This window comes from Acinetobacter boissieri, from assembly GCF_900096955.1.
GTDB classification, from domain to species: Bacteria; Pseudomonadota; Gammaproteobacteria; order Pseudomonadales; family Moraxellaceae; genus Acinetobacter; species Acinetobacter boissieri.
On record NZ_FMYL01000007.1, the window covers coordinates 76,369 to 103,258 of the forward strand.

General features: G+C 38.7%; 21 protein-coding genes and 2 tRNA genes. 11 read left to right on the forward strand and 12 right to left on the reverse strand.

Annotated features, from left to right (window positions below; translation table 11 throughout):
- Positions 1 to 18: 18 nt before the first annotated feature.
- Positions 19 to 1,044, reverse strand: a complete 1,026-nt coding sequence (locus BLS38_RS08435) for an MBL fold metallo-hydrolase (protein WP_244518242.1) — start codon at positions 1,042 to 1,044, stop codon at positions 19 to 21.
- A 315-nt stretch (positions 1,045 to 1,359) separates the two neighbouring features.
- Between BLS38_RS08435 and BLS38_RS08440 the strand changes: the two genes are divergently transcribed.
- Positions 1,360 to 2,289: a LysR substrate-binding domain-containing protein gene (locus BLS38_RS08440; RefSeq protein WP_092748572.1), complete on the forward strand. Its 930-nt coding sequence runs from the start codon at positions 1,360 to 1,362 to the stop codon at positions 2,287 to 2,289.
- Here BLS38_RS08440 and BLS38_RS08445 read toward each other — a convergent pair.
- Positions 2,250 to 2,918, reverse strand: coding sequence for an HAD family hydrolase (locus tag BLS38_RS08445; RefSeq protein ID WP_092748574.1), 669 nt, complete (start codon positions 2,916 to 2,918; stop codon positions 2,250 to 2,252). The two genes, BLS38_RS08440 and BLS38_RS08445, sit on opposite strands and share 40 nt — an antisense overlap.
- 34 nt (positions 2,919 to 2,952) lie before the next feature.
- Positions 2,953 to 3,879 carry an RluA family pseudouridine synthase gene (locus BLS38_RS08450; protein WP_092748576.1) on the reverse strand — a complete coding sequence of 309 codons (927 nt, stop codon included), beginning with the start codon at positions 3,877 to 3,879 and terminating at the stop codon, positions 2,953 to 2,955.
- Positions 3,880 to 4,569: 690 nt separating this feature from the next.
- Between BLS38_RS08450 and BLS38_RS08455 the strand changes: the two genes are divergently transcribed.
- The 3 genes from BLS38_RS08455 to BLS38_RS08465 all read left to right on the forward strand — a co-directional run bounded on the left by BLS38_RS08455 (position 4,570) and on the right by BLS38_RS08465 (position 8,334).
- A complete protein-coding gene (locus BLS38_RS08455) occupies positions 4,570 to 7,947 on the forward strand; it encodes an Rne/Rng family ribonuclease (protein WP_092748578.1) in 3,378 nt (1,125 codons plus the stop codon).
- A 212-nt stretch (positions 7,948 to 8,159) separates the two neighbouring features.
- Positions 8,160 to 8,235, forward strand: a tRNA-Lys gene (locus BLS38_RS08460).
- A 23-nt stretch (positions 8,236 to 8,258) separates the two neighbouring features.
- Positions 8,259 to 8,334: transfer RNA gene (locus tag BLS38_RS08465), tRNA-Lys, on the forward strand.
- A gap of 42 nt (positions 8,335 to 8,376) precedes the next feature.
- Here BLS38_RS08465 and BLS38_RS08470 read toward each other — a convergent pair.
- Positions 8,377 to 9,033 (reverse strand): hypothetical protein, encoded by a 657-nt coding sequence (locus tag BLS38_RS08470; RefSeq protein ID WP_092748580.1) that lies wholly within the window; start codon positions 9,031 to 9,033, stop codon positions 8,377 to 8,379.
- A 223-nt stretch (positions 9,034 to 9,256) separates the two neighbouring features.
- On the opposite strand from BLS38_RS08470, the gene BLS38_RS08475 reads away from it, so the two are divergent.
- The 3 genes from BLS38_RS08475 to glyS all read left to right on the forward strand — a co-directional run bounded on the left by BLS38_RS08475 (position 9,257) and on the right by glyS (position 12,698).
- On the forward strand, positions 9,257 to 9,517 hold the full coding sequence (locus BLS38_RS08475) for a PspC domain-containing protein (protein ID WP_092748582.1): 261 nt from the start codon (positions 9,257 to 9,259) through the stop codon (positions 9,515 to 9,517).
- 134 nt (positions 9,518 to 9,651) lie between these two features.
- Entirely contained in the window at positions 9,652 to 10,629 is a 978-nt protein-coding gene (gene glyQ, locus BLS38_RS08480; RefSeq protein WP_092748584.1) for a glycine--tRNA ligase subunit alpha, read from the forward strand.
- Positions 10,629 to 12,698 carry a glycine--tRNA ligase subunit beta gene (glyS, locus tag BLS38_RS08485; RefSeq protein WP_092748586.1) on the forward strand — a complete coding sequence of 690 codons (2,070 nt, stop codon included), beginning with the start codon at positions 10,629 to 10,631 and terminating at the stop codon, positions 12,696 to 12,698. The genes glyQ and glyS overlap by 1 nt, the downstream gene beginning before the upstream one ends.
- A 50-nt stretch (positions 12,699 to 12,748) precedes the next feature.
- Here glyS and BLS38_RS08490 read toward each other — a convergent pair whose 3' ends face one another.
- A complete protein-coding gene (locus BLS38_RS08490; RefSeq protein WP_092748588.1) occupies positions 12,749 to 14,011 on the reverse strand; it encodes a hypothetical protein in 1,263 nt (420 codons plus the stop codon).
- A 262-nt stretch (positions 14,012 to 14,273) separates the two neighbouring features.
- On the opposite strand from BLS38_RS08490, the gene BLS38_RS08495 reads away from it, so the two are divergent.
- Both BLS38_RS08495 and BLS38_RS08500 read left to right on the forward strand, forming a co-directional pair.
- Positions 14,274 to 14,888 (forward strand): hypothetical protein, encoded by a 615-nt coding sequence (locus BLS38_RS08495; RefSeq protein ID WP_092748590.1) that lies wholly within the window; start codon positions 14,274 to 14,276, stop codon positions 14,886 to 14,888.
- Positions 14,889 to 14,969: 81 nt separating this feature from the next.
- Positions 14,970 to 15,755, forward strand: coding sequence for a class I SAM-dependent methyltransferase (locus BLS38_RS08500; RefSeq protein WP_092748592.1), 786 nt, complete (start codon positions 14,970 to 14,972; stop codon positions 15,753 to 15,755).
- Between the two features lie 12 nt (positions 15,756 to 15,767).
- Here the strand turns inward: BLS38_RS08500 and BLS38_RS08505 are convergent, their stop codons facing one another.
- The 3 genes from BLS38_RS08505 to BLS38_RS08515 all read right to left on the reverse strand — a co-directional run bounded on the left by BLS38_RS08505 (position 15,768) and on the right by BLS38_RS08515 (position 17,399).
- Complete coding sequence (locus tag BLS38_RS08505; protein ID WP_092748594.1) at positions 15,768 to 16,181, reverse strand: protease inhibitor I42 family protein; 414 nt, start codon at positions 16,179 to 16,181, stop codon at positions 15,768 to 15,770.
- An 87-nt stretch (positions 16,182 to 16,268) separates the two neighbouring features.
- Complete coding sequence (locus tag BLS38_RS08510; protein ID WP_092748596.1) at positions 16,269 to 16,844, reverse strand: hypothetical protein; 576 nt, start codon at positions 16,842 to 16,844, stop codon at positions 16,269 to 16,271.
- Between the two features lie 87 nt (positions 16,845 to 16,931).
- Entirely contained in the window at positions 16,932 to 17,399 is a 468-nt protein-coding gene (locus tag BLS38_RS08515) for a Holliday junction resolvase-like protein (protein WP_092748598.1), read from the reverse strand.
- Positions 17,400 to 17,505: 106 nt separating this feature from the next.
- Here BLS38_RS08515 and BLS38_RS08520 point away from each other — a divergent pair, with 106 nt between their 5' ends.
- Both BLS38_RS08520 and BLS38_RS08525 read left to right on the forward strand, forming a co-directional pair.
- Complete coding sequence (locus BLS38_RS08520) at positions 17,506 to 18,150, forward strand: ParA family protein (RefSeq protein WP_092748600.1); 645 nt, start codon at positions 17,506 to 17,508, stop codon at positions 18,148 to 18,150.
- A 52-nt stretch (positions 18,151 to 18,202) separates the two neighbouring features.
- Positions 18,203 to 19,297, forward strand: a complete 1,095-nt coding sequence (locus BLS38_RS08525) for an AI-2E family transporter (RefSeq protein WP_092748602.1) — start codon at positions 18,203 to 18,205, stop codon at positions 19,295 to 19,297.
- Between the two features lie 50 nt (positions 19,298 to 19,347).
- Here the strand turns inward: BLS38_RS08525 and BLS38_RS08530 are convergent, their stop codons facing one another.
- From BLS38_RS08530 to BLS38_RS08545, 4 genes are all read right to left on the reverse strand, one after another.
- Positions 19,348 to 19,821, reverse strand: coding sequence for a hypothetical protein (locus tag BLS38_RS08530; protein ID WP_092748604.1), 474 nt, complete (start codon positions 19,819 to 19,821; stop codon positions 19,348 to 19,350).
- Positions 19,811 to 24,094, reverse strand: coding sequence for a hybrid sensor histidine kinase/response regulator (locus BLS38_RS08535; RefSeq protein WP_171258559.1), 4,284 nt, complete (start codon positions 24,092 to 24,094; stop codon positions 19,811 to 19,813). The genes BLS38_RS08530 and BLS38_RS08535 overlap by 11 nt, the downstream gene beginning before the upstream one ends.
- A gap of 112 nt (positions 24,095 to 24,206) precedes the next feature.
- On the reverse strand, positions 24,207 to 26,303 hold the full coding sequence (locus tag BLS38_RS08540; RefSeq protein WP_092748608.1) for a methyl-accepting chemotaxis protein: 2,097 nt from the start codon (positions 26,301 to 26,303) through the stop codon (positions 24,207 to 24,209).
- A 45-nt stretch (positions 26,304 to 26,348) separates the two neighbouring features.
- The gene (locus BLS38_RS08545; protein ID WP_092748610.1) at positions 26,349 to 26,873 is read right to left on the reverse strand and encodes a chemotaxis protein CheW; all 525 of its coding nucleotides are present in this window, start codon (positions 26,871 to 26,873) and stop codon (positions 26,349 to 26,351) included.
- Positions 26,874 to 26,890: the final 17 nt, after the last annotated feature.

A 26,890-nucleotide genomic window follows, 5' to 3' on the forward strand; every position in this document is an offset into this window, starting at 1 on the left:
TATATCTAATACACAAGCTTATACATCTAAATATTGCCCTTCTAATAAGCAATAAAATGGTTGAATCGTTTCATGCTCATCAACCAACGATCTTAACCAGTCTGCAGGTGCATCACGTGCCTCATCAGTCAGCTGAAATGTATGATGGTGTATGGCAATTGAACAACATGATTTTAAGTCAAGGTGTGCTTGTACTGCATCTTCAGGATTCATATGCAGATACTTCATGATTTTTCTTGGCTCATATGCACCTATAGGTAATAAGGCAACTTTAGGTGCACCAAACTGTTCATACAATGTTGTAAATTGCGGGCAATAGCCCGTGTCTGCAGCAAAGTAAAGGTAATCCTCCTGATAATGTATACAAAAACCACCCCAAAGTGCTTTATTTTGATCTCGAATCCCTCGCCCAGAACCATGTTGTGCAGGTGTATAAGTTAAGCTAAACCCTAAAGCATCTATTGATTGCCCCCACTGCATTTCAATGACATGCCAACTGGAAGGCAGGTAATACGAATTACCCACCCCTGTATAAATTGGCATAGCAAAACGCTCATGTAGCCATGCCAACGTCGCCAAATCCATATGATCGTAATGATTATGACTCAGTAACACCGCATCAATGCGTGGTAGATTTTCAAGTGCAATGCCTGCTAAGCAGGCACGGCGTGGACCAAGACCTTGTCTAGGCCCTGCAAAATCAGCCCAAATCGGGTCAGTGAGTAAATTGAAAGTTCCGATCTGTATCAGTATTGTGGCGTGATTAACATACCAAATACGCCATGTCTTTACATCAGGAGCCTGATCTACAATCTGTGTTTTTGAACGTTGCTGTGCTTGTTGTGAAAAATCATCATGCTGAGACCATGCTTTATCTTTACGAGAAAGCAACCATTTAAATAACTTACCTTTCGTTAAAGCTACTGTTTCAGGATATTGATTATAAAAACGCCCATTTTTAAAATAATCGAGTTGTGAATAATCCCATTGTGGCTTTTGTATACAATGTAGATAACTTTGCTGTGTCACAAGCTGATAATGCATCGGCTTTAGCGTCATATGATTGGCTCTGCAATAATGTAGGTCTTTTAAAACAATTTACACTTTAAAGATATAACTTATTTTATTATTTAGCATGTTCGATCTTTACATACGCCACTAGTTACACTTTCAATACAACTCAAGAAAATTAACATAAAAATAAAATCCTATTAGACGATAGATAACACCAATTTTAAAAATATTCATTACTATCGCAGATAAAAAAATGTATGCTATAACTAAAAGTATGACCACTTTAAATTAATTATTTTATACTTAAAAATCAATATAATATTGACATATATTAGGTGTTTTGTTATGGAATTGCGTCACCTCCGATACTTTATTGCTGTTGCTGAAGAATTGAACTTCAGTAAAGCAGCACTACGCCTTTATACTGCACAGCCATCATTGAGCCAACAAATTAAAGACCTCGAAGAAGAAATTGGTGTTCGTTTATTTAATCGTACAAAAAGAAAAGTAGAGCTTACCGAAGAAGGGATCATTTTTTTAGAGCAAGCAAGACTCACCATCGCTCAAGCAGAACGATCAATTTATTTGGTCAGAAAAGCATATTTATCTAAACAACAAATTCTTAGAATTGGATTTATTACTGCTGCTGAAATACGAATATTCCCACGAATTTTGCCTAATTTTCGTATTCAACACCCCAATTTTAAAATTGAACTCAATATTCTAAACGATCATGAGCAACACCAAGCTTTGATTAAAGATGAACTAGATATTATTTTTACACGCCAAGTCGTAACGCACGATCAGGTGGAAAATCATATTGTATTTAAAGATGATTTGGCTTTAATTTTACCCAAACAAGACCCGTTATCTACACTTGAACATATTCCACGATCTACACTGACTCGCTTGAATATTATTACACCCACTTCAAGTAGTTTAGCGGTACTGAATCAGGCCGTTACACAATTCATTGAAAAACATCACATTACATTTAAATCACAAGTAAAAACCCAAACTATTGTAGATACTTTAAATTTAATTAATGCTGGGCGAGGCTGTGCAATTTTGCCCAAATATGTAGACCCTTTTAGTAGCCTACCCAACCTCGCCTTTCGCACTTTAGATGTAGAATTACCGACACTAGACCTTGTTATGAGCTATAAAAAACAAAATACCTCAGCTGCACTCCAATGCTTCTTAGAGATGATTGACAGCTTATCTATTTCTTCAAATCAAGCAGAAATACCAAGTACATCTACTGTTAAAATTTGATCTAACTGTGAAATGGTATGTGCAATTGCAATCGGAGAGTATTGATTTAAAATTTCTTCTGAGTGTACACCATAGGTTACGCCCACACTTGGCATACCAATACGCTGTGCCATGTCTAGGTCATAACACGTATCGCCCACCATCAAGGCATGCTCAGGCGCAACGCCGGTATAATCAAGAATTTCTTGTAACATTTGAGGGTTTGGCTTAGAGGCTGTTTCACTGGCAGCACGAGTCACAACAAATAAATCTGTACTATTCGTTTTAGCCAATACACGATCCAAACCTTTACGATTTTTCCCTGTTGCTACAGCCAATAAAATACCCTTAGTGTTCAAAGTGTCTAGCATATCAGCAACACCATCAAACCATTGGTCTTGTACAGAATTTTCAACATAATGGGTCGAATATGCTGTTAATAATTGCTCATGTAACTCAGGTGCTTGTGAAAACAAACGTTGCATCACTTCAGGTAAACCTAAACCAATCACATCTTTCGCATCTACTGCATTTAATGGCTGATTATACTTTTGAGCAGCATGCATAAGGCTTGCAACAATTTGCCCGACCGAATTAAACAATGTGCCATCCCAATCAAAAATAACCAGTTTTACTGCATGATTTTGCATAATTATCCCAAATACCCCAATCTATGAAACGCCATCATACAGTTAAATTGTTTAAGATTTTTTGCATATCTTCTGGTAATGGTGCCTCAATTGTTACATAACCGGGTATATCTAAGCGCAAGGCATGCAAACATAAGCGATGAGGCTCAACCCCGTGATATTGTATTTGATGTCCATACTTATCATCACCCAACAATGGGTGCCCAATACTTAAACCATGTACACGAATTTGATGCGTACGGCCAGATAAGGGGGAGGCATACACCAATGTTGCCCCTTTAAATCTTTTTTCTACCTGCCACACTGTTTGACTCACTTTACCCTCTTTAGACACTCTCACACGGCGCTCGCCATTGGACAGCTCATAGCGCAATAAAGGTGCATCAATCAATTGCCGATCTAAGCTCACCTGCCCTTTTACAATCGCTGCATACGTTTTTTGTATTTTGTGTTCTCTTAAATATTCTTGTAGCAATTTTAAAGTACTACGCTTTTTACTAATCATTACCAAGCCTGAAGTATCGCGGTCAATCCGATGGACCAATTCCAAATACTTCTTACCTGTAGCAACCCGTAAAGCTTCTATCAAACCATACGCCATACCACTACCACCATGCACCGCAATACCCGATGGTTTATTTACGACCAGCAAACCTTCATCTTCATATACAACACGTTGTAATAGTCCTTGTATAACACTATCGCTAATCGCAATATCTGCTTCTTGTTTTTGCTCATAACGAATCGGAGCGACTCGAACTTGATCACCAATCTTTAAACGTGTTTCTGCTTTCACTCGCTTCTTATTCACTCTCACCTGACTTTCGCGAATTAAACGATAAATTCGGCTTTTTGGTACACCTTTTAGTCGAGAAAATAAAAAATTATCTATTCTTTGATCAAGCTGATTTTCATCAACATCAAACCATGTCACGTTCTGCCACTGTTGACTCTCATCCATACCTGTTCCCTAAACTGTATTTTCCACAAAATGAATAAAATATAACCAATTAACTACTTTTTTTCAGCAAAAATCACCTCGTTACCCATAGGCAGATGCGCAAAGGTTTGCTATAGTCAGCGCTCGGATACCACCGTAAATGAGATTCTGTACAAATATTTAATAAAATATTGTGCATTGAACAGACATTCTCATCATCAACTCGGAATGGTCCTAAAAGAATATGCCGATGCCAAGGGCGTTATTATATCGGCAAAATTGCAAACTGTTGCGTAAAATAATGCGTTTGTCTACAAAACAGTTTGCCCCAAAATATATGTTGCCAATTTATATTGGTTTATTAATGTAAACTGAAACACATCGAATAAGTCATTCCCTGACACTTTAATCAGGCTTAAGCATTTGATGTATTGAAAGATGCCATAAGTGAACCTCAGCCACGATGAGTTTTCCGTGCGAGAGTCACTTTACACACAAGCAGAACAAGCAATAAAGTTCTCTTTGCATTACATCAATACAGCCCGAGATGATTTTAGGTGAATTTAGTCAAACAGAAACATGATATGTTTATATGTAAATAAACTGCAAAACGTGACTTGATTTACAACCAAGATATGACTCGTGAAACGCTTTTATTTACATACAGTAGACTGACTTATCGTTGTTGTTCAACGATTAGGTATAACCCACATGAAACGTATGCTGATTAATGCAACACATGCAGAAGAAGTCCGTGTTGCACTTGTCACTGGCCAACGTCTATATGACTTTGACCTTGAAAATAGAACAAGAGAACAAAAAAAGTCTAATATTTATAAAGGCCATATCACTCGCGTTGAGCCGTCTTTAGAAGCGGTTTTTGTTGAGTATGGCGCACAACGCCAAGGCTTTTTATCAATGCGTGAAATTTCACGTAATTACTTTAGTGCAGACTCTCGTGAAACATCAAATATTCGCGAACTATTAACTGAAGGTACAGAGCTTTTAGTTCAAGTCGAAAAAGAAGAACGTGGTAACAAAGGCGCTGCGCTCTCTACTTATATTTCTTTGGCAGGTCGTTACCTTGTACTCATGCCGAACAACCCTAAAGGTGGTGGCATTAGTCGCCAGATTTCTGGGGCTGTACGTGAAGAACTTAAAGAAAAACTTGCATCACTACAAACACCTCGTGGTATGAGCGTGATTGTACGTACTGCTGGTATTGGTCGCAGTCAAGAAGAACTGCAACAAGATTTACAACACTTGCTCGACCTTTGGGTACAAATTCAAAGTACAGCAAACTCTGGCCCATCACCAATGCTTGTTCACCAAGAAGCTGGGGTCGTTACTCGTGCAATCCGTGACTATTTACGTGATGATGTCACAGAAATTTTAATTGATAATGAGCAAGCCTTTAACGAAGCCTATAACTTTGTCAAAGTAGTGATGCCATCTCAGCTTGATAAGCTAAAAACTTATACTCACCACGAGCCACTATTTGCGCACTTTGGTGTAGAAAGTCAAATTCAAACAGCTTACGAACGTGAAGTTAAATTGCCATCAGGCGGTTCAATTGTAATTGACCAAACCGAAGCCTTGGTTGCGATTGACATTAACTCAGCAAAATCGACGCGTGGTCAAGATGTTGAAGAAACTGCACTGAACACCAACTTAGAAGCTGCTGAAGAAATTGCACGCCAACTTCGTTTACGTGATATTGGTGGCTTAGTCGTTATTGACTTCATTGACATGAGCAAAGACCGTAATCAACGCATGGTTGAAGCCAAACTCAGAGAGTCCACTCAAAGTGACCGTGCTCGTATACAGTTTGGCCAATTGTCACGTTTTGGCCTTATGGAAATGAGTCGCCAGCGTTTACGCCCATCTTTAGAAGAGTCTACAGGCTACGTCTGCCCTCGCTGCCACGGTACAGGCATGGTGCGTGATGTTCGCTCATTGTCATTGTCTATTATGCGTAAGGTTGAGGAAATTGCCTTACAAGAGCGTCAAGGCGAAGTACAAATAGAAGTACCTGTTGAAATTGCAGCGTTCTTACTCAATGAAAAACGCCATACGTTAGTCTACTTAGAGCAAAGCTCAAATGTACGTATTACTGTATTGCCACACCCTCATTTAGAAACGCCACACTATCAAATCCAGTACAACCCTGAAGGATTTGCGCCAACCAGTTACGAGCGTACTGAAGCAACTCGCTCAAGTGAAGCTGAACTAGGCTACCAATCTGCTGAATGGCACTTGGATGAAGGTGAAAAAGCAGTTGTTACGCCTTTAGCCAAAGAAAAAACATTAAAAGCGGCAACACCGTCAACACAACAACAGACTATAAAAGCTGAGCAAACAACCACTCAAGCAGTGACAACAGCTCACAGTCCGTGTGCATGGTTAGAGAACTTGTTTACTCAAAAACAAGCACAAACTGTAGATCAAACCCGTACAGCAAATCATGCCGCAACAGCCATTGAAGCCATGGTAAACCGTGGTGCTGTCAGCAAGGGACAATTTGGTTCAATTGAACCAACCACCACCCCACAGAGTGTGACTGAACCTTCAAACAATGCATACCTTGCACCACAAACCCCGACCTCTACGACCGCAAAAGTAGAAAAAAATGAAGCTGAAAGAGAAGATCGTCAGCCTCGTAATAACAATAAAAAATCTCGTAACAATGGCAACAACAAGTATAAAGAACAGCGCGAGCAACCGACTGAACAAGTCGTTCCACGTCATGTTCACGAAGAAACAACTCAACTTTCTCGTCAAGAAATGCGAGATTTAAAGCGTCAACAAAAACGCCAGCAACAAGACCATGCTCAAAGCAACCAACAGCACAACGCAGTAAGTGAGCCAAATGAGAGTTCAACACACTCAACACAGCCTATGCCTCGCCGTGACCGCAACCAACAACGCCCTCAACGACCAAATCGTCAACGAGATCCTAGTGTATTGGAACAACAGCAGCCTGTAATTGCCACGGAAGTGACTCAAACGGTCAACTTAAATGAGAAACCAACGGTTCATGTTGTTGATGTTCCTCGTCACGAAGATATGCCAACAGCATTAGTCGTTAATTTAGACAAATCAAGCAAAGATATTGTTGCGATTACTAAAGACCAACCGCCTCAAACTGTTCGTACTGAAGTAGCAAGCACGCCAGCAAAAGAAGTTCATGTTGCACCTGAAAAGAAAGCAACACCTGTGGAAGCTGTTGTAAATACTCAGCCAGAAAAAGCAGAGGCAACGCAGCAAGCCAGTGAGCAAAAGCCGAAACGTGCGAATAATGACCCGCGTTCAAGCCGCCGTCAAAAACAAGTACAAACTCAACGTTCAGCAGCGACACCGCAAATTTCAGCAACGCAAAACCCTGCGCTAAAACAGCACAGTGTTGCGAGTTTGATTCGTACTGTTTACGGTGAAGATTGCACAGTGTTAATTGAGCAGTTTGGCCTGATTCCAACCTTTAATCGTGCACTGAATAAATTTACTGAAAGCTATATTGCTTTACAAAATCAGCCTATCGTTGCTACAGAGAAAAAATCTGTAACACGAGATGTTACGGTGCAAAAAAAGAGTAATGCAACGGATATCAATGCTGAAGCACTGTCACTCACACCACCTCAAACTAAACAATTGCGTGTTGCAAATGACCCACGTGAGCGTAGACGCTTAGCTAAACTTGCAGCTGAACAAGCATTAGAGCAAGCAAAAGCGCAGCACTTGAAAGAAGAAGCGAATAAAGCAGAAGCGGTTGCTGAAACTAAAGCTGAAGATGATGTATCTGTAGCACAGGCTAATCCTGAAGTGCCTGTTGTCCACGAAACCACTGAGCAAGTGATTGAACAACCTGTACAAACAGAAACAACCATTAAAGTAGAAGTCGCTGAAACAGCACCTGAGCAGACTGAAGTGGTCGCAAAGCCCGAAGAGGCCATTGCGACAGAAGATACAGTCAGTAAAGAAGCCAAAGCTGAGAGTAAGAAAAAGGCCTCTTCAGCAACAGCAGACAAACCTGCTAGACCTCGTAGACCACGTGGCAGACCACCTAAAAAAGCAGCTACACCAGAATCTTAATCTAGCCCCATCAAGCCACCTGTTATAGGTGGCTTGATTTTTTATCCATTAAAAAAATAACGACTTCACTTAGCCATTTGAATCTATTACAGATTAATTTTTGACACATTGTCACCAATTTGTAGCTTTTATAATCAAATGTACAACTTTTTCTAAAAAAACCCTTGTCATCAATAAATAAGTTGCTACAATACGCTCCATCAAGAAGATACGGGTCGTTAGCTCAGTTGGTAGAGCAGTGGACTTTTAATCCATTGGTCCCGCGTTCGAGTCGCGGACGACCCACCACTATCTTAAACCTTGATCATTTTGGGTCGTTAGCTCAGTTGGTAGAGCAGTGGACTTTTAATCCATTGGTCCCGCGTTCGAGTCGCGGACGACCCACCAAGATTCAAAAAAGCCTCTTTTTAAAAGAGGCTTTTTTATTTTCTAGTCTGGTAATTTCGATAAAGTATATGCCCGATCAGGAAATGGATAACCTGTTCGATACGCTTGCAGGTTAATCAGCTTATTTCGACCTAAGTCCATCACCAATCGCTTATTGTCATCAATACGATAAAAAAACTTCATACCATTACTTGAGTAGAATGTAACTATGTACTGCTGTGCATTAATCTGCTTTAACTCCCAATGATCTTTGTAGTAACTCTGTGAAGATCTAGAGTCAACTTGAATGCTCCCTAATCGCTTAATCAAACGATAGACAGAACCATCAGGCATAAGGTTTAAAATAAACTCTACAGCATCCTCTTTTTCATCGCCACAGCGCGCAATTGGATCTGTACAAGGAACGACTACTGAGTAACGTCCCACAATTGCTTTTTCTTCTTCAGTTAGTTTTTTATTTTGCTCCGTAGCTTGAGAATGTTGTTGTATTTTTTTTGGCATAGTGGCCTGCCCTGCCACTTGCCATAGATTAGTATGATGCGAAGCGTCAGGAGTTTCATCTACATGTGTTGTTTTAGGTGTGATGGCTTTCTCTGCTTGTTCAATATGGCTATCGCAACCAAGTAAAGTTAAACTGAGTAATACAAGTATGCCATGTACACAGTAAACCTTGCTTTTACCTCGCAGATCATCACGCATTGACTACCCTCTAAACTTGCCGATCATAGCAACCATTTAAATAGACGACCGTCTATAGCTACGCCAAACACTTGTTTATGTATGGCTGTATTCTAATTAAAACTTTAATGTGCCATATCATCTTTTACATAAATTAACGCTTTAATGCGTGATTAATGCTAGAAAATACATGCCGTAACCCATATATCTATTAGACAAAGATGGTGACTATAGGAGAATGATCATGGTTGACCGTAAAATAGGGCTTTATCGTTCGCAAAAACAACATATGGTTGCAGGCGTCATGGGCGGTATTGCTGAAAGATTTGGTTGGAATGCTAATTTGTTACGCTTGATATTCGTTATCGTATCTGTAATGAGTGCTGCTTTCCCTGGTATTTTGGTCTATTTAATACTGTGGCTCGTTATGCCTAAAGCAAATAAAACCGCTAATATGACACAACCCAACAACATGAAAACTGTTTATGAAGAACATGCAAAATAAGTTTGCATCTCATCAAGCAGAGCTCACCATATTTTCTACTTAGGGTTCTGCTTGACACGACAGATAGTCTTTGCCACAGATTGGTAAAATCCTTATACTTACTCACAATTTTCTTATAATTTTAGGGATGCTACATGAGTCGCGCCATCTCTCACATTGATACCTTCCAAGGCCTTATTCTGGCATTACAAACATACTGGGCTGAACAGGGCTGTGTAATACTGCAACCCTACGATATGGAAATGGGTGCAGGTACATATCATACAGCTACGTTTTTACGTGCATTAGGCCCTGAAACTTGGAATGCGGCTTATGTACAGCCATCACGTCGCCCAAAAGATGGGCGCTACGGTGAAAACCCAAACCGTTTACAGCATTACTATCAGTTCCAAGTTGCACTAAAGCCAAACCCAGATAATATTCAACAGCTTTATCTAGATTCTTTAAAAGCCATTGGCATTGACCCTTTGGTTCACGACATTCGTTTTGTCGAAGATAATTGGGAATCTCCAACCCTTGGTGCATGGGGTCTTGGTTGGGAGGTTTGGCTAAATGGTATGGAAGTGACACAATTCACTTACTTCCAACAAGTCGGTGGTTTAGAGTGCTACCCTGTTACCGGTGAAATCACTTACGGTTTAGAACGCTTAGCCATGTACTTACAAGGTGTAGATTCTGTCTATGATCTAGTCTGGACCAAAGGCCAGTTTGGCACAGTAACCTATGGCGACGTATTCCATCAAAATGAAGTTGAGCAATCGACTTATAACTTTGAATATGCACCTGTAGAAAAACTTTTTGAGTTATTTGATTTTTATGAGCAAGAAGCCAATCGCTTAACTGAAGCAGGCTTGCCTTTACCTGCCTATGAGCAAGTCATTAAAGCTTCTCACTCATTCAACTTACTGGATGCACGTGGTGCAATTTCTGTGACAGAGCGCCAACGCTTTATATTACGTGTTCGAACGCTGTCTCGTGCGATTGCTCAAAGTTATGTTAATGCACGTGCAAAACTGGGCTTTCCAATGGCAGAGCCAAAACTGAGAGATGAAGCATTGGCTGCAATACAAGCACAGCTTGACCTAGAAAAAGCCAAGGCGGAGAAAAAATAATGAATCAACACACCGTATTATTTGAGCTTGGCTGTGAAGAACTCCCTCCAAAAAGTTTAAAAAAACTGCGTGATGCATTACAGCAAGAAACTGAAAAAGGCTTAAACAGCGCAGGCTTAAATTTTGAAAAAATCAATGCATATGCTGCACCACGCCGTTTAACCCTTAAAATTACAGGCCTAGATACAGCTCAAGCTGATACGCAGAAACGTTTTGATGGTCCTGCAAAACAAGCTGCTTTTGATACTGATGGTCAACCGACTCGTGCCCTAGAAGGCTTTATGCGTGGTCAAGGTATTACTGTAGCCGATGTATCTACGTTCCAAGCAGGTAAAGTTGAAAAAGTCTGCTACTACAAAGAAGTCAAAGGGCAATCTATAGATACCCTATTGCCTGAAATTTTACAACACTCGCTCAACCAGTTACCAATTGCTAAAAGAATGCGCTCTGCAGCAAGCCGTACTGAGTTCGTACGTCCTGTGAAGTGGGTGCTGTTACTCAAGGATGACCAAGTAATTGATGCAGTTATTCAAGACCATAAAACAGGAAATACCACCTATGGTCATCGTTTCCATGCACCAGAGGCCATTACTCTACAGCATGCCAATGATTACCTTTCCGTACTTGAAAAAGCGTATGTCATCGCTGACTTTGAAAAACGCCAACACATCATCCAAAATCAAGTCAAAGATTTAGCAAATGAAGTCAATGCGACAGCCATTGTACCTAAAGATTTACTGGACGAAGTAACTGCGCTGGTCGAATGGCCTGTGGCATTGCGTGCAACTTTTGAAGATCGCTATTTAGCTGTACCGCAAGAAGCGCTCATTACCACCATGCAAGATAACCAAAAATATTTTTGTTTAGTAGATGCCAACCATAAGCTACAGCCTTACTTTATTACGGTATCTAACATTGCATCAAAAGACCCACAACAGATCATTGAGGGTAACGAAAAAGTTGTTCGCCCTCGCTTAAGCGATGCAGAATTTTTCTTTCTACAAGATCAAAAACAGCCTTTGGCTTCTCGTTCAGAAAAACTCGCCAATATGGTATTCCAAGCACAACTTGGCACACTATGGGACAAATCAGAGCGTATTGCTAAACTTGCAGTCGCACTTTCTGAAATCACCGGTGCAAACCCAGCTGATGCTGCACAAGCTGCCAAACTTGCAAAATGTGACTTAACATCAGAACTTGTCGGTGAATTTCCAGAGCTACAAGGCATTGCAGGAACATACTACGCTCGCCTTGAAGGACAAAACTACGAAATCTCTGAAGCACTCGGTGAGCAATATTTACCTAAATTCGCAGGCGATGTACTCCCAAGTACAAAAACAGGGACAACGCTGGCACTGGCTGATCGTTTAGATACTTTGGTAGGTATTTTTGGCATTGGTCAAGCCCCAACAGGCTCAAAAGACCCATTTGCTCTACGTCGTTCTGCGATAGGTATTTTACGATTAATCATTGAAAACAAGCTAGAAGTATCGATTCAGCGCCTGATTGAAATGGCTTTACAAGGTTATGCAGATATTATTAAGAACCCTTCACAGACGTTGAGTGAAGCAACCGCGTTTCTAGAAGGTCGCTACCGTGCTAAATATGAAGATCAAGGTGTGAGTGTAGATGTCATTCAGGCAGTACAAGCCTTATCACCAAACTCACCACTGGATTTTGAACAACGCATTAACGCAGTCAATCACTTCCGTACCCTACCAGAAGCCGCATCACTTGCTGCTGCCAATAAACGTGTGGCCAATATTTTAGCGAAAGAACCGGCAACCGAAGGTCAAGTATCTGAAAGTATACTGGTGGAAGATGCTGAAAAAGGTTTATATCAAGCCATTCAACAGCTGGTTCCTCAAGTTGAACCTTTACTCAAAACACATCAGTATACTGAAGCACTTTCAGCGCTGGCAACGCTTCGTACCCCGATTGACCATTTCTTTGAAAATGTCATGGTCATGGCAAATGATGAAGCTCTGAAGGTCAATCGTTTACGCCTACTCAATCAACTACGACAGCTCTTTACAGCCATTGCGGATATTTCTGTTTTACAAGCATAAACTTAAAAAGCCCTCAAATATATGGGGGCTTTTTTATATGGCATTGATACTTAAACTAAAATAAAACGTGTCACATCTGTTAAAGGTGGGTCAATAAAAGTACATACCCCATATTCATCCGTACTTAAATTTTTACCCTTATAACTAATCACATAATATCCATCATGTTTTTTCAGAACCAATGGGCTTAAATCAGTCGACAATGCATCGTTTTCTTTAACCAGTTTCATCACGCCACGATCGTTCATGGCTACAATATAACGCTCACGATTAATTTCAACTTTCACTAAACAGCTTGCTTTTGCCAAAAGTGGAATTAGATATTTGTCATTTAAATCTATTGCTTCTTGGGTATAGCTTTCAACTTTACTGCTGATCAAATTAAAAATTAAGAAGCTCTCAAAATGATCTTGTAACTTTAAATTTGACTCTTGAGGTAGATTAACTTTAATACCAAGCTTCTGCAAATCTTGCTCGGTGACTTGTCTACGGTTTAGCATAATACGAGTAATAAGCTGTTTAAGCGCTGGATCAAAGTACTGCGTATCTAGCTGTAAATCATTATTTTTTAAAATACGGCCCAGTGCTTTGCTATGTCTAGACATCAATTGGCTAATGACTTGGCGATAATAAAACTTACTATTCTTTTTTACCTGTCGAATTTGTGCATAAAAATAGTCTTGATCTAGTTTATGACGAATAAAATCATTGAGTAAACTTGAACTGGCCAAAACAGACAATGCATCATGTCCTGTAAATGGTAAATTGAAGGTCATTAAGCGCGGTAGCATCTCTTTTATTTTTAAGTAATGCTCTTTGTCTTCATTGTAATATGGATCATAAACGATAATATAATCTGTTTCAGCAGAAATATCTTGTGCAGAAATATCCATGTCACGATGTAAGTTAATATCAAAAAACTCGGCGTAACGGCGGTCTTCAACTTGTTGTGGGTTAATACTGTATTGTGGTACAAAAGCAATCGCCCGTGACATCTGTAACAGTTTCGAATATTTGATTACAGCATATCCCCCCATAGAGCCGCCATAACCAACAATGGTTTTAAATTGCGCTAAATAGGGCTGTACAGCATGCATCATTTGATGCATGCTTTCTGTAGGAAACCATGATTTCTCTTTTGGCATTACGCCAATCACATTATAATCGTATTTAAGTAGCGATTTCTCAGCATTAATGCTTAAGCCTTTCGCACGTGTGATGAGATCACCAAATGAAAAAATTAACTCTTCAGAATGTCCTTTTAAAAAAATAACTCTAATATGGTCATCTTCAAAAATAATTTGTTTATCCATTACACACCAAAAGGTTAAAAGTTTGATCTAAAACATTATTATTTTAATGAAAATCATGGTTAGTTCATCACACTAAAATTATAATTCGCTCTAGAAAACTTATAAAAGTAGTCAAGTTAAGTCATATTATATACTGTCTGAGCAATAAAATAAGCATCAAAAAAAGCCAATATAATTCAATAGCTTCATAAGTTTGTCATATATTTTTGTCAAAGTATAAAGTATGAAATCACCACTTTAGTGTGCTTTTGGAATTTTAGGCATGAATTATATTAGAACAGCCGAAGCTATTACGGCGTTACAAAATCGTGATCGTATACTCTCTGTGAAACAGCGTCAGTTGCTGATCTTAATAAGTAGTAAAGATTTTAATAAATTTTCTGATGATGCAAAACAACGTATGTATTCATCTGACATTTTTGACAGCTTAATTCGTCTAGGCTTTGTTAAACAGAACCTACCCTCTAAGCAAGATCATGATGAGTCGTCCCAATTAGACACATTTGTACAAGATACTGTAACTACACCGGCTCAGACTGCAAAAGAAGCACCTACTCAACAAAATGAGGTTCAATCTGTACCTATGCAGGCGACTGAAACACCAGTGCAGTCTGTAACTGAACCAAGCTATGAACAGTATCAACAGATCGAACTCACGTTTGACAACATGAAACATTTACTGATTACGACGCTAGGCAAATATTGTGGCTTAATGAGTAGAGCACATACCAAGAAAATTGAAATGGCTCAGACTGTGGCAGAATTAAAACGCTCCCACATGACTGTCATTACACTATTACAAGAAAGCCGAATGTCACAAACTGAGCTATTACAATTTACTAAGGCACTACAGCGTTTTTATCAGCAATCATTATAAATTTTAATAATACCTAGATTACATCAATATTATTTTAAGCCAATCAATACAAACTAACGTTATTTATGAAATGGCAAAGTCATGTTAAAAAACAGCATACACCCTACAGCACAGCAAGGCTTTGCTAACACGCAACATGCTCAAAACTATCAACATGCTCGACCTGACTACCCAGAAGAAATGAGCCAATGGCTTCAACAACATTTAGAGTTAAGTGAACACTCTACAGCCCTAGATTTGGCTGCAGGCACGGGTAAATTTACAGCTCGCTTAATACCGCTCACACCCAAAATTATAGCGGCTGAACCCGTTGATGCAATGCGAGCAATCTTTAAAGAAAAATATCCTCACATTAATGTCATAAATGCTTTAAGCCATCAAATTCAATTACCTGACCAACACTTTGATGCTATTTTTTGTGCTCAAGCTTTTCATTGGTTTGCAAACATAGAAACACTTTATGAAATGAAACGCTTACTTAAACCCAAAGGTGATTTTATTTTAATCTGGAATGATAGAGATAATAATCAAGCATGGGTTAAAGCACTTTCTGAACATTTAAAACCCTTTGAAAAAGATGCGCCACGCTTTTATACACAGCAATGGCAACAGGTCTTTGCTCAACAAGGTATATTTGAAGAAGTAACAACACAGCAGTTTCACTACGCTCATGTTGGTACAGTCGATCAAGTGGTCACCCAACGCTTGTTATCGAGTAGTTTTGTTAAAACATGGTCTAGCACAGCGCAAGCGCAGCTCAAACAAGATTTAGAAGATATTGTACAAGATATGCTTGGTAAGTCGGGGCAAGACGAAATTGCATTTCCCTATATTACCCACGTTTACCACTTTCGTGCTTTAGACTAACTGATTGTAGTTTTAAGATGAAATACGTATACGGCAAGCCCAACGTTCAGCATTGGGATCATTGGCTTCCCAAGGCCTTACATAGCGTAAAGAAATTTCCTCCTCTCCTGCTTGAAGTGCAGAAAATTGAAATATTTTTTCTGTAGGCTGTCCTAGCATTTCAGGTTGCTCTGATTTAGTCTTTTGCTCAGACTGGTCTACGCTAAAGTAACGCAATGGCTGTACAATTTGCCATTTATACCCTGTGCTGATATTTTCAGGGGCATGAAACATTAAACTCTGCCCCACTTTCATTTGTAAGAGTGCTGGGCATTTTTGCTTTAAGGTAAATACGTGCGTTTTACCATCTACAGTTGGGCTTGTGCCATGACAAGCAACCACTGCTAAAGCAACACAGACAACGCCCATGCGTAATGCACTGATCATGATCTCGCTCACTTATTCTATTTCTACACTGACAATTTAAAAGTATACCTTTTTCCAATGTATAATATTTCACAACCAGATAAAACCTCACATCTGCACTTTTTGTAACCATTGCACGTGCTTGACACGAAACAGCTCACACCCACCTTCTCCTACGTCAGTATTGGTTAAAGAAGATGTCCACACTAAATCACCATCTTTCACTTCCACGAGGTCACCTTGTAAGCGAACTAAATCACCTCTTTTGACTTGATTGAGCTGTTTAAGTACATCAGGTGAAGCGGGTATCATGTGCATATTAGAGACCATTTGCATCGCACTTTGTGGTGACACCGGCAATGGGTTCATTTTCCAATTTAAAAAGCGATCATATTGCTGAACATGTATGTGCTGTGCAACATTTGGTTTAGCAAACAAACCCCAACTCACTGCAAAATCTACAGGCGAAAATTTTGCTTGTTCATCTTGACGATATTGTTTCGTACTTAAAATGCGAAAGTCACCTAAAAAAGGTTTCAAACTTCGAATGGATTGTTCAGGTGCTGTGGGCATAAACCCTTTGGCAATATTATATTTTCCTTCATGATCAAAAGTCTGTGCACTGTACACCGCACTGCTACATGCTAAAGCAATTGATCCTATACAACACATAATACCTTTCATGACTTCGCACTCATTTGTTCCAAGCTACACTCATAATGACATATTGGCATCATGCCATTCGTAATGGTTTTACTTGCTTTGTGCGACTTATTCATCAAACTGTATATATAGTGTTTCAAAACGTACTTTTTTCTGATCAATCGACTGAGCAATGGCTTTTTGCCCTGCAGTGAGTCGTGCTTTACCACTTTTAATATCCATAAAAATGACTTTAATATCTTCTGCACGACCTTCCCCATCTCTAAACGCAGTGTATCCATCAAAAATAACATAATCGATAGGATCACCAAGAAATCTAGCATCTGCAGGTAAGTAATTAAACTCGGGTAATATTGGAGCAAATTGTTCTGCCATTTTTCCTTTTAATACAGCACGACTGGTATTTACACTTCGCTTTTGTGCAACTTGAAGTTCAAGCGTATGTTCCGCTTGAAGCTTTAAAATGTAAGCCTCATATTCGGCTTGAATTTTACCCTGCCGTGTTCGTGCAAGTAGCATACTGGCTAATATTGCACCTAATATTATTCCAATAACTAAAATCATCCATGCTGGCATCTTATTTCATTCCTCTATTGGTCAACTATTTCAGCACACATATTGTCATGTTTTATCATGCTAAAAATGCTACAGTATTTAAAATGTCACAGCTTATATATTTCTTATGAAAACAATTCTGATTGCAAATCAAAAAGGTGGGTGTGGTAAAACTAATACAGCAATTACTGTGGCAACTGCGTTGGCAGTCAAAGGATATACAGTCGCTTTAGCCGATGCAGATACTCAAAAATCAACATTACATTGGCTAAAACAACGTTCTTCTCGTGTTGCACATATTCTATCTTTAGATTGGCGTAATGAAAAATCGATTGGTGATACCCCCAAACATGTAGACTATTTAGTGATTGATGCACCTGGTGCAGTTTCTGGCGATCTTGCAGAGCAACTGATTAGTGAAAGTCATGCCATTATCACACCATTACAACCCTCTTTTTTTGATTTACATAGTACTAAAAGTTTTTTAAAGCAATTACAAGATATTAAGAGAATTCGCAAAGGCAAAGTAGACATTTTACTGTTGGCCAATCGAGTAAAGCCACAAAGTGTAAACTCACAAGCATTTCAAGATTTTTTCAAAAAAGTAGAACATGAACCTGTGGCTTGGATTTCTGAACGAGCTGTATATGGTCAATTGGCCGCACAAGGTTTAAGCATTTTTGATCATACACAAAAACGCTATATTGACATTCAAAAACAATGGCAGCCCCTACTCGATGCAATTATTGACGATAAAACACAGTGGTTTTAACATATTTCTCAATATCTAAATCACCATAACGTAAAACAATGTGAGGTTGTTCGTGCAACGATATATCCCTAGCTTGCTGCATAAAACCTTTTTTTTGGGGCTACTAGGTATTTTTTTATACTTAAGCTTTAATGTATTAAAATACTTTATCGTCCCTGTTATTTGGACCATCATTATTGCGTATATGACTTGGCCTATCTACACTTGGGTACAAAAAAAATGTGGTACACAGCGACGTAATCTAGGCGCAATATGTATGCTGCTGATTATTTTACTTACAATTGGGCTACCAATAGGTTTTGGTATTGTAATTTTACAACGTGAAGGGCAAAATTTATTCTTACAAATACAGCAACAAATCTACGCAGGTCATTTCACTTTACCGAGCTTTATGTTGCAACTCCCTTTTGTTGGTACTGAAGCGACTCGTATTTTGTCTGAATTGAATGCGAATCCTGATCTCATTTTTCGAAATATCAGCGTATGGCTACAAAATCATTTAAATTATGGTCGCATAGTTGTTGGTGAAATTACACGAAACTTGGTTAAACTCAGCTTTACTTTACTGTCTTTATTCTTTTTTTACCGTGATGGTCCATCCCTACTTAAACAATTTCATTTTGCACTAGAAAAAGTGATTGGCTCCCGTATTCATCATTATATGACCACAATTTCAGATACAACACGTGCTGTTGTATATGGCATAGGATTAACTGCTTTAGTGCAAGCCATTTTAGCGGGTCTAAGCTATTTTGTTGCAGATGTACCTAATCCATTACTACTGACTTTAGTCACATTTGTGTTGGCTTTAATTCCATTTGGTACGCCAGTGTCTTATGGAAGCGTAGCCCTTTGGTTGCTTTCTCAAGGTCATGTGGTCAGTGCAATTGCGGTACTTGTTTGGGGAGTATGTATTGTGAGTTCGTCTGATAATGTCATTCGACCATTGGTAATTTCAGGTGCAACACAAATTCCATTTTTACTAATTATGTTTGGGGTATTGGGTGGCATCACCAGTTTTGGTCTGATAGGACTGTTCATTGGCCCCGTTATTTTAGCTGTACTACTCGCAGTTTGGCGTGAATGGATTCACGAACTCAAAGAAGATACTCAAGATTTAGATATGATAGATAAAAAATCACCATAGTTTGAACACTTATGCCCAAACTATGGTGATTTAGTGTGGTATATAAAACCTTAAGTGCGATCTTTCGTGATTTTAGTATAAATTTCATGAAGTAAGGGAATTTGGCATAGCTCTTGATGAATACGGACATACTGAAAGACACCAACTTCCTTCTCTATACCGTATACATCAACAACTTCCGAAATTCTTAATCGATGTGCTTCAGGCATATCATCACATAAAATGGCAAAACGTTGCTCTACCTGCTCATTTTCAATAATCAATGCAATCACATCTTTAGCTTCTGACCCATGTACAGCATAAATAGGCAGTGCAACATCATGCCATTGAATCTGCTTAATACCTTTTTGATGTGTTTGTACCGACAAAATCAAATTTTGTGGCAAAACAATAATCGCTTGATTCGCACAACGAATTTTAAATACATCAACAAAACCCGCCGATACGGTCATCAGCTCACTTAGGTTTTGTTGAGGTGTAACTGTAGATGCCTCTGAGGTATACCCTGATCGATTATCTACCATGTGAATCACCCTTTAAATCGTGTAGTACTTTTTCAATTTGAGCCAATAAATTATCTTCTTGGAATGGTTTCCCCATATAGTGATTAACACCTAGGCTAATGGCTCTCTCTCTGTGTTTCAAACCTGTTCTAGACGTAATCATAATGATTGGCAACCCGTGATGCACTGCATCACTCCGTACCAAATTAGCCACTTCGAAGCCATCCATACGTGGCATTTCAATATCGAGTAACATAATGTCTGGGTTAAAGGTTTCAAGCTTTTCCATGGCATCAAGACCATCTTTGGCAGTCACAATATCATACCCATGACGCTCTAATATACGAGAAGTCACTTTTCGAACAGTGACTGAGTCATCAACAATCATTACTGTATGACGTAAATCTTGTTTATCATCGTAATTGAGATGGTCTGAAACAGGGCTATAACGCATTGTATTTTGTGCACTTCGAGCAATATTTTGTGCATCTAAAATAAAGCAGACTCGACCATCACCCAAAATGGTTGCACCACCTAGAGTCTGAATATGCTTCAACGTATTATTCAGTGGCTTCACAACAATTTCTACACGTGAGCCCACCAACTGATCAACCAATAAAGCTACAAGTTGATTGTTATACCCTCTCACCATAATAATTGGGAAGTTTTCTGTAATACCAAAACTTGGTTTTTTAGCATATCCCAAAAATTCTGATAAATAACGTAAACGGCAATCTCGACCATCTATTTGTAGAGACTCTTCATCGCTATTAAAGTAATTTTGCAATGCCTCTGACGGCATCATTGTAATACGGTCAATTTGTGACAAAGGAATCGCAAATTGTTGTTCACTCACTTTAACCATCAACGCATCAGCCACCGTCATAATAGTTGGAATACGTATGGTAAATTGTGCCCCTTGACCCTTAACGGATGTCACCGAAATGTGTCCACCCAAAGTACGAATATCATTTTTTACTACATCTAAACCAACCCCACGCCCTGAGAGCTGTGTAAGCTGTTCAGCAGTTGAAAACCCTGAGCTAAAGATAAATTGAAGTATATCTTCGTCAGCCATTTTCTCATATTCTGTAATAAGACCGAGTCCCTCTGCTTTGCGTCGAATTTGATTAACATCAATACCTCGACCATCGTCTTTGATATCCAATAAAATATCTGTACCTTGACGCGTTAAGGTAATACTGACTTTACCTACTTTGGGTTTTTCTTTTTGTAAGCGTTCTCGCGTGCTTTCAATCCCATGGTCAATTGAGTTTCGTAGCATATGCTCAAGTGGTGAGACTAAACGGTCTAAAATACTTCGATCTATTTCAAGTCTTGAATTAATAATCTCAAGCTCAACCGAACGGTTTACCGACATAGCTGTTTGCCGAACCAAACGCTGCAACCTCGACTCAATTAATGAAAAGCCAACTTGCCTTACACGTAACAAATTATCCTGTACATCTGTTTGCATACGTGCTTGTTCAAGAAGTAAGGTTTCTGAATCCGTAATTTTATCACTTAGAGTAGATTTAAAATCAAGTAAATCAGAAGCTGACTCTGCAAGTGACTTAGACAATTGGTTTAATGCAGAGTATTGATCCATTTCCAATGGATCAAAATCTTGATAATCATGTTCAGTACCATGTTTTGCCAAAATCTGCGTTTCAAGCTCACCCTCCATGCGTCGCAACTGCTCAGATAGTCGTACGATTGCGAGTTCCATTTCAGATAAAGTCGTACTAAATTGGTTTAATCCCATTTCAACACGAGATCTGTTAATCGCACTTTCAGCAGTTAAATTCGTGACTTTATCAATAGTCACGGCTGAAACACGTAGCATTTCTTGGGTTATGGTTGCATCAGATTGATCTTGCCATAAACCATGCATTGATGGCGGTGTTGCACCATCCCCCTGTACATCATCTACGGCTTGAGCCATTTGTTCTACAGACTCAGTTCTACCTGTAGAAGAAAAACTTGTGAATTTAATTTTCTCAATCGCTTGTCGAACTTTTTCAAGCGCAGATAAATCAATGTTTTGATTAAAATAAGCAGATATACGATCAAATGCCATGTTGATGTTATCATCATGGATATCCGTTTGTATTTGATAAATTGTATATTGCTCAAAGAAATCAACCAATAAAGCCGTCAGATCTTGAAGCTGTTTTGCATCAACAATCTGCTTTGCATCGTGATCCAAAGCATACATACCACGTTGCACTGCAAGCAATAAGCTACGGCTCGAACGATCTTCACACCACGCATGAAAAGCGTTTTGAGTCACGTCTAATAAGGCCATACTTTGGGGGGTATGTCTGATATATGCAGGTTTTTCTGTGGCTAAATTTTCCTGATCTGATGACTTAGATATTTTATCATGATCTTCTATGATTGCTTCAGACGTTGTATCTAAAGTGAAATCATAATTTTCACCAATTTGTTTACAAGACTCTAGTAAAGCTAAAGTATGTGTAGCGTTAAAATCTAAACCTTGATCTCGAATCGCATCCGTACGGCCTGCAAGTTTATCGTGAATACAGCGTAAAATTGCCAGAAGTAACGGTGTAGCTTCACGTTTTTGATGAATGAGTAACTCATACACTGATTCTAAGTGATGGGCTATTGTACCTAAATTCACGGCTTGAATCATATTTGCACTGCCCTTTAGGGTATGCAAATTTCGCATCAATTTTTTTAATGTGATCAGCTGTATTGGATTACTTTCAAACTCACTGAGATCACTGTCCATTTGTGCAACAATTTCTTCAGCCTCTTCAACAAAAATATCAACCAGTTCTGTGTCATCTAATACGTTGGCTGAGCATTGTGATAAATTAAATTCATCACACTCTATTTTTTTGATAATTTGAGCAACTGGAATATCTGGCGCAGGTATAACAAGTGGCTGTTCAGCATTGCTGCGTATTTCAGACAATGTGTTGATCAACACATCAAGCTCATCTTGATGTTGTAACAATACTGGGTTAATTTGACCTGATGCTAAAAAGTCAAAATAAATCATTAATGCATTATGAAAATCATCAAAAGCAATACTTTGTATTTTTAATGCATCATAATCGGAAAAAGCCACTGCAAGCAAGATCATATATGCTTGACGTAATTTGATTACGTAATCGGCTAAATCGACCAGATTTTTACTGTCAGCCCATTGAATTAATATTTCGCTTTCATCAATTAATTCTGTCAGATAACTTTCAGCATCACGCCATACTTTTAGATCAAAATCGTCTGCAACACCCAGTAAGTGATCAATATTTAGTGCAATAATATCGTTTATACGAATTTGTTCTTGTTCTGAGTGTTTAATATACTCTTCGTACTGTTGCCATACTGTTTTAAACTGTTTTAAACTGCTCGTAATTAAAGACGCATCTGTGGCTCTTAAGCCAAGTAAATACTGACTCAAAAATATTTCAAACTGTTCAAGTAAATTTAGACTGAGATCCAGTTGCCCTTTTTCTTGTAACTCTAAGTTAAGTGAAACCTCTACATTACCACTTGCAAATACTAAATCATCGACATTCATCATGCTTGAGCTCCCTTTAAGGGTATGAATTGCTCTGATTAAGCCTGTTGTATCTTTAATGGAAGGTTCATTATTATTTAAGTAATGTCTTACTTTTTCAAGATGTTCTGCCATCTCATCTAAATAGACACTTGGTATGTCAACCATGATAGATATGGTACTTGATACAGTATCTTCCTCTACTGTTTCAGGCAACGCTGTTGATATTTCTTCAGCAGTAAGATCATCACCTGGTATCGTTTCAGTATTTACATCAGATGCTGTTATTATTTGCCATATTTGTGCATCCACCGTTTGTTGCTCTTTTAATGCTTTGGCAACATATAAAAATGGGCGAATATCACAGGTTAAGGGTTCAATATGCTGAATACTTGGAAGTAGCTGTTTTTGATAGAAATCAAAACTACTTAACGTATATTGTTTAATATCTTCGGTTAATAAAATATGTTCTTGTAGCACACTATTTAATAATTCTTCAATACCCCAAGCAAACTCTCCCATTTGATTAGCCCCAACCATTCGGCCAGACCCTTTTAAAGTATGGAAATGTCGGCGGATGACTGTCAGTGCTTCAAATGCATGTAAATCTTGCTGCCATTGAACAAATAACTCAGTCAGTTCAACAATAATTTCTTCGGCTTCTTCTGCAAAAATTTCAACAATTTCTGTATCTTGTTGTAAATAGGTGTCTGCTGGTACAGCAATATCTTGCACTAGCCTCTGTACGAATTCATTCATATTTCGCTCAAACTTTATCTGTTTAGCGCTTGCCGATGTATTGACCGACATTTAAAATAGATCAATACATCGAAGCTGGTATATAGATAACACGGCTACCGTGTAAGGCAAATTACGGCTTTTCTGGCAGCTTAAAGTCTGTTACAGACTCTCGTAATGATTCAGCCATGTTTGCAAGTTCAGAAACTGATCGTGCCGTATCAAATGTTGCAGCTGTTGTTTGTGTCGTAATGCTTTGTACAACAGTCATTGTATTTTCAATTTTACTTGCTGAAACTGATTGCTGTTGTGACGCTTGAGAAATGTTACCAATCAGCTGTGCCAAAGTATTAGATACCGTTTGAATTTCATCAAGTGCTACCCCTGCATCTTTTGCAAGATTTGCACCACGGACAACCTCTGTGGTGGTATGTTCCATTGAAATTACTGCTTCATTGGTATCAGACTGAATCGTACGAACAAGACCTTCAATCTGTTTGGTTGCAGATGCTGAGCGCTCTGCGAGACGCTGTACTTCGTCGGCAACTACCGCAAAGCCTCGACCAGCCTCACCTGCCATCGATGCTTGAATTGCAGCATTCAATGCCAAGATGTTAGTTTGATCTGCAATATCATTAATCAAAGAAATAATGTTACCAATTTCTTGTGATGATTCACCAAGACGTTTGATTCGTTTTGATGTCTCTTGAATCTGTTCACGAATCGTATCCATACCTTCCATAGATCGGTTGACGACATTTGCACCATTTGATGCAATTTTCACCGAACGTTGTGCAACTTCTGTAGATTCGTTGGCATTATTAGAAACTTGACCAATTGAAGAAACGATCTCTCGAATTGCAATATAAGCAGTTGAAATTTCATCAGATTGTTTTTTAGATGCATCAGTTAAGTTGGTTGTTACATTTTGCGTATTTTGAGAGTATTGCGATACTTGTTGTGACGTTTCATTAATTCGAGAAACCAAGTCACGTAACTGATCAATTGCGAAGTTAATCGAGTCAGCAATTGCCCCTGTAAAGTCTTCCGATACTGTTGCATAGTGACGCAAGTCACCATCTGCCAAGTCAGCAATTTCATCGAGTAGTCGTAAAATTGCCGTCTGGTTTTGATCGTACTCATTTTTTAATTCAGTAATACGTAGTTGGTCATTTTCCGCACGAATTCTAAACAACTTAGCCAATGCAACAATAAAGGCAAGAAAGCCGACGATCAACAATACACGTGGAATATATACAGTGAATATAGAAGATACGGATAACTGATCTAGGCTTTCTAGCAAAGTATCCGAATCTGTTAAAATTGCATTTGATGATGTTTGTACTTTAAATAGTTTACTTCCATCAGCAATCAAAATTTGTGCATCTTTTTGCACAATATCATCATATCGTTTTTTAATTTCTAAAAGGCTACTACGTAGTTCAGGATCAGCAAGTTTCTCAACACCAAAAATGGTTTCACCATCAATTTGTGCATTCATATAGTTCGCAAATGTTTCATTTGCTTCTTGAAAGTCACTTATTGGGGTTGACTGTTCGTCACGATCAAGTGAAATACTTTTAATTGGATCGATTAACTGTGACTGACTAATACGTGTCACGTTATGCATTGAACGTAACATACGTTCAGCTAAAATTACCTGATCTTTTGCAATCGTAATTTGGCTGGTTGGCAAACCACGTTTAATCATTTCTTTAATGAGCGCATTATATTGAAACTGTAAACTTGGAACTGCTTGGTCCATTTCTACAACTGTTTTACGCAAATTATTCAATACAGGTTTGTTTTCAAGAAGTACATTTAAGTTTTTTGCAGTATTATTCCATTCTGCCTGTACTTTACTAGCATCACCACTCACTTCAAAGGAGTCTTGAACTACAGATAAATTTTTATTAAAACTTTCACGGCTTTGTTCTAATGCATGAAACTCTGCATCAGCGCCTGTTGTATTGGCTTCGGTCACTTGTTTAGGAATAACTTGAGAGATAAGCTTAAGATCAGCAAGGCTTCGAGTCACTGCATTATGCTTTGCGGTACTATAGAAAATAAAGAATAGAACCAGCAAAGTACCTATAATACTGAGAATACTCACAAGTAATAGTGCCTTAACACCTTTACTATCACCAAAACTCTGACTTAGTTGATTTAAGCGAGCATCTAGTTGTTTAATGATGCCACTCTTACCACTTGCTAGACTTTTTAAGCCCATACAGCTCTCCCCAAAAATCTCAATATTCGCGTAACAAGTTCATATCTATGTATTTAAGACGGTATTCACTTGGTAAAAATCTTTCAGTAATGTACTAAATAAGAAAACATTCCAATGCGTCTGTTTTTGCTTAAAGTAGCCATGACAATACTTTTGCAACTCTTGTTTAAGTACTTTATTTAAAGCAACAAAACTTGTTGTATGAAAATGCTGAAGCCCCAATACTTGATCTACAATAAATCCAATATAGTAATCTTCGTGACGCAGGCACAATAATTTGTGTTGTCGTGTCAACTTTACGGCTGGGCCAGAAAAGTACTCTGAGAGATCAATTACAGTAAGCAATTGACCACGTACGTTGGCAAGACCTTTAAGCCAAGATTCTGCATTCGGTACTGATGTCAGCTCCGGACAATATAAAACCTCATTGACCTCGCCTAAGGGAATAACAAATGTCTGTCCCTGCATTTCAAATGCAATTCCAGACCATCTGTTAATATCATCTGCTTGTTGACGCTTATTTCCCTGCTTAGTCAGCCGAAGTAATTCTAAAAATCCACTTACTGCCATGATATATAAGCCCTAAT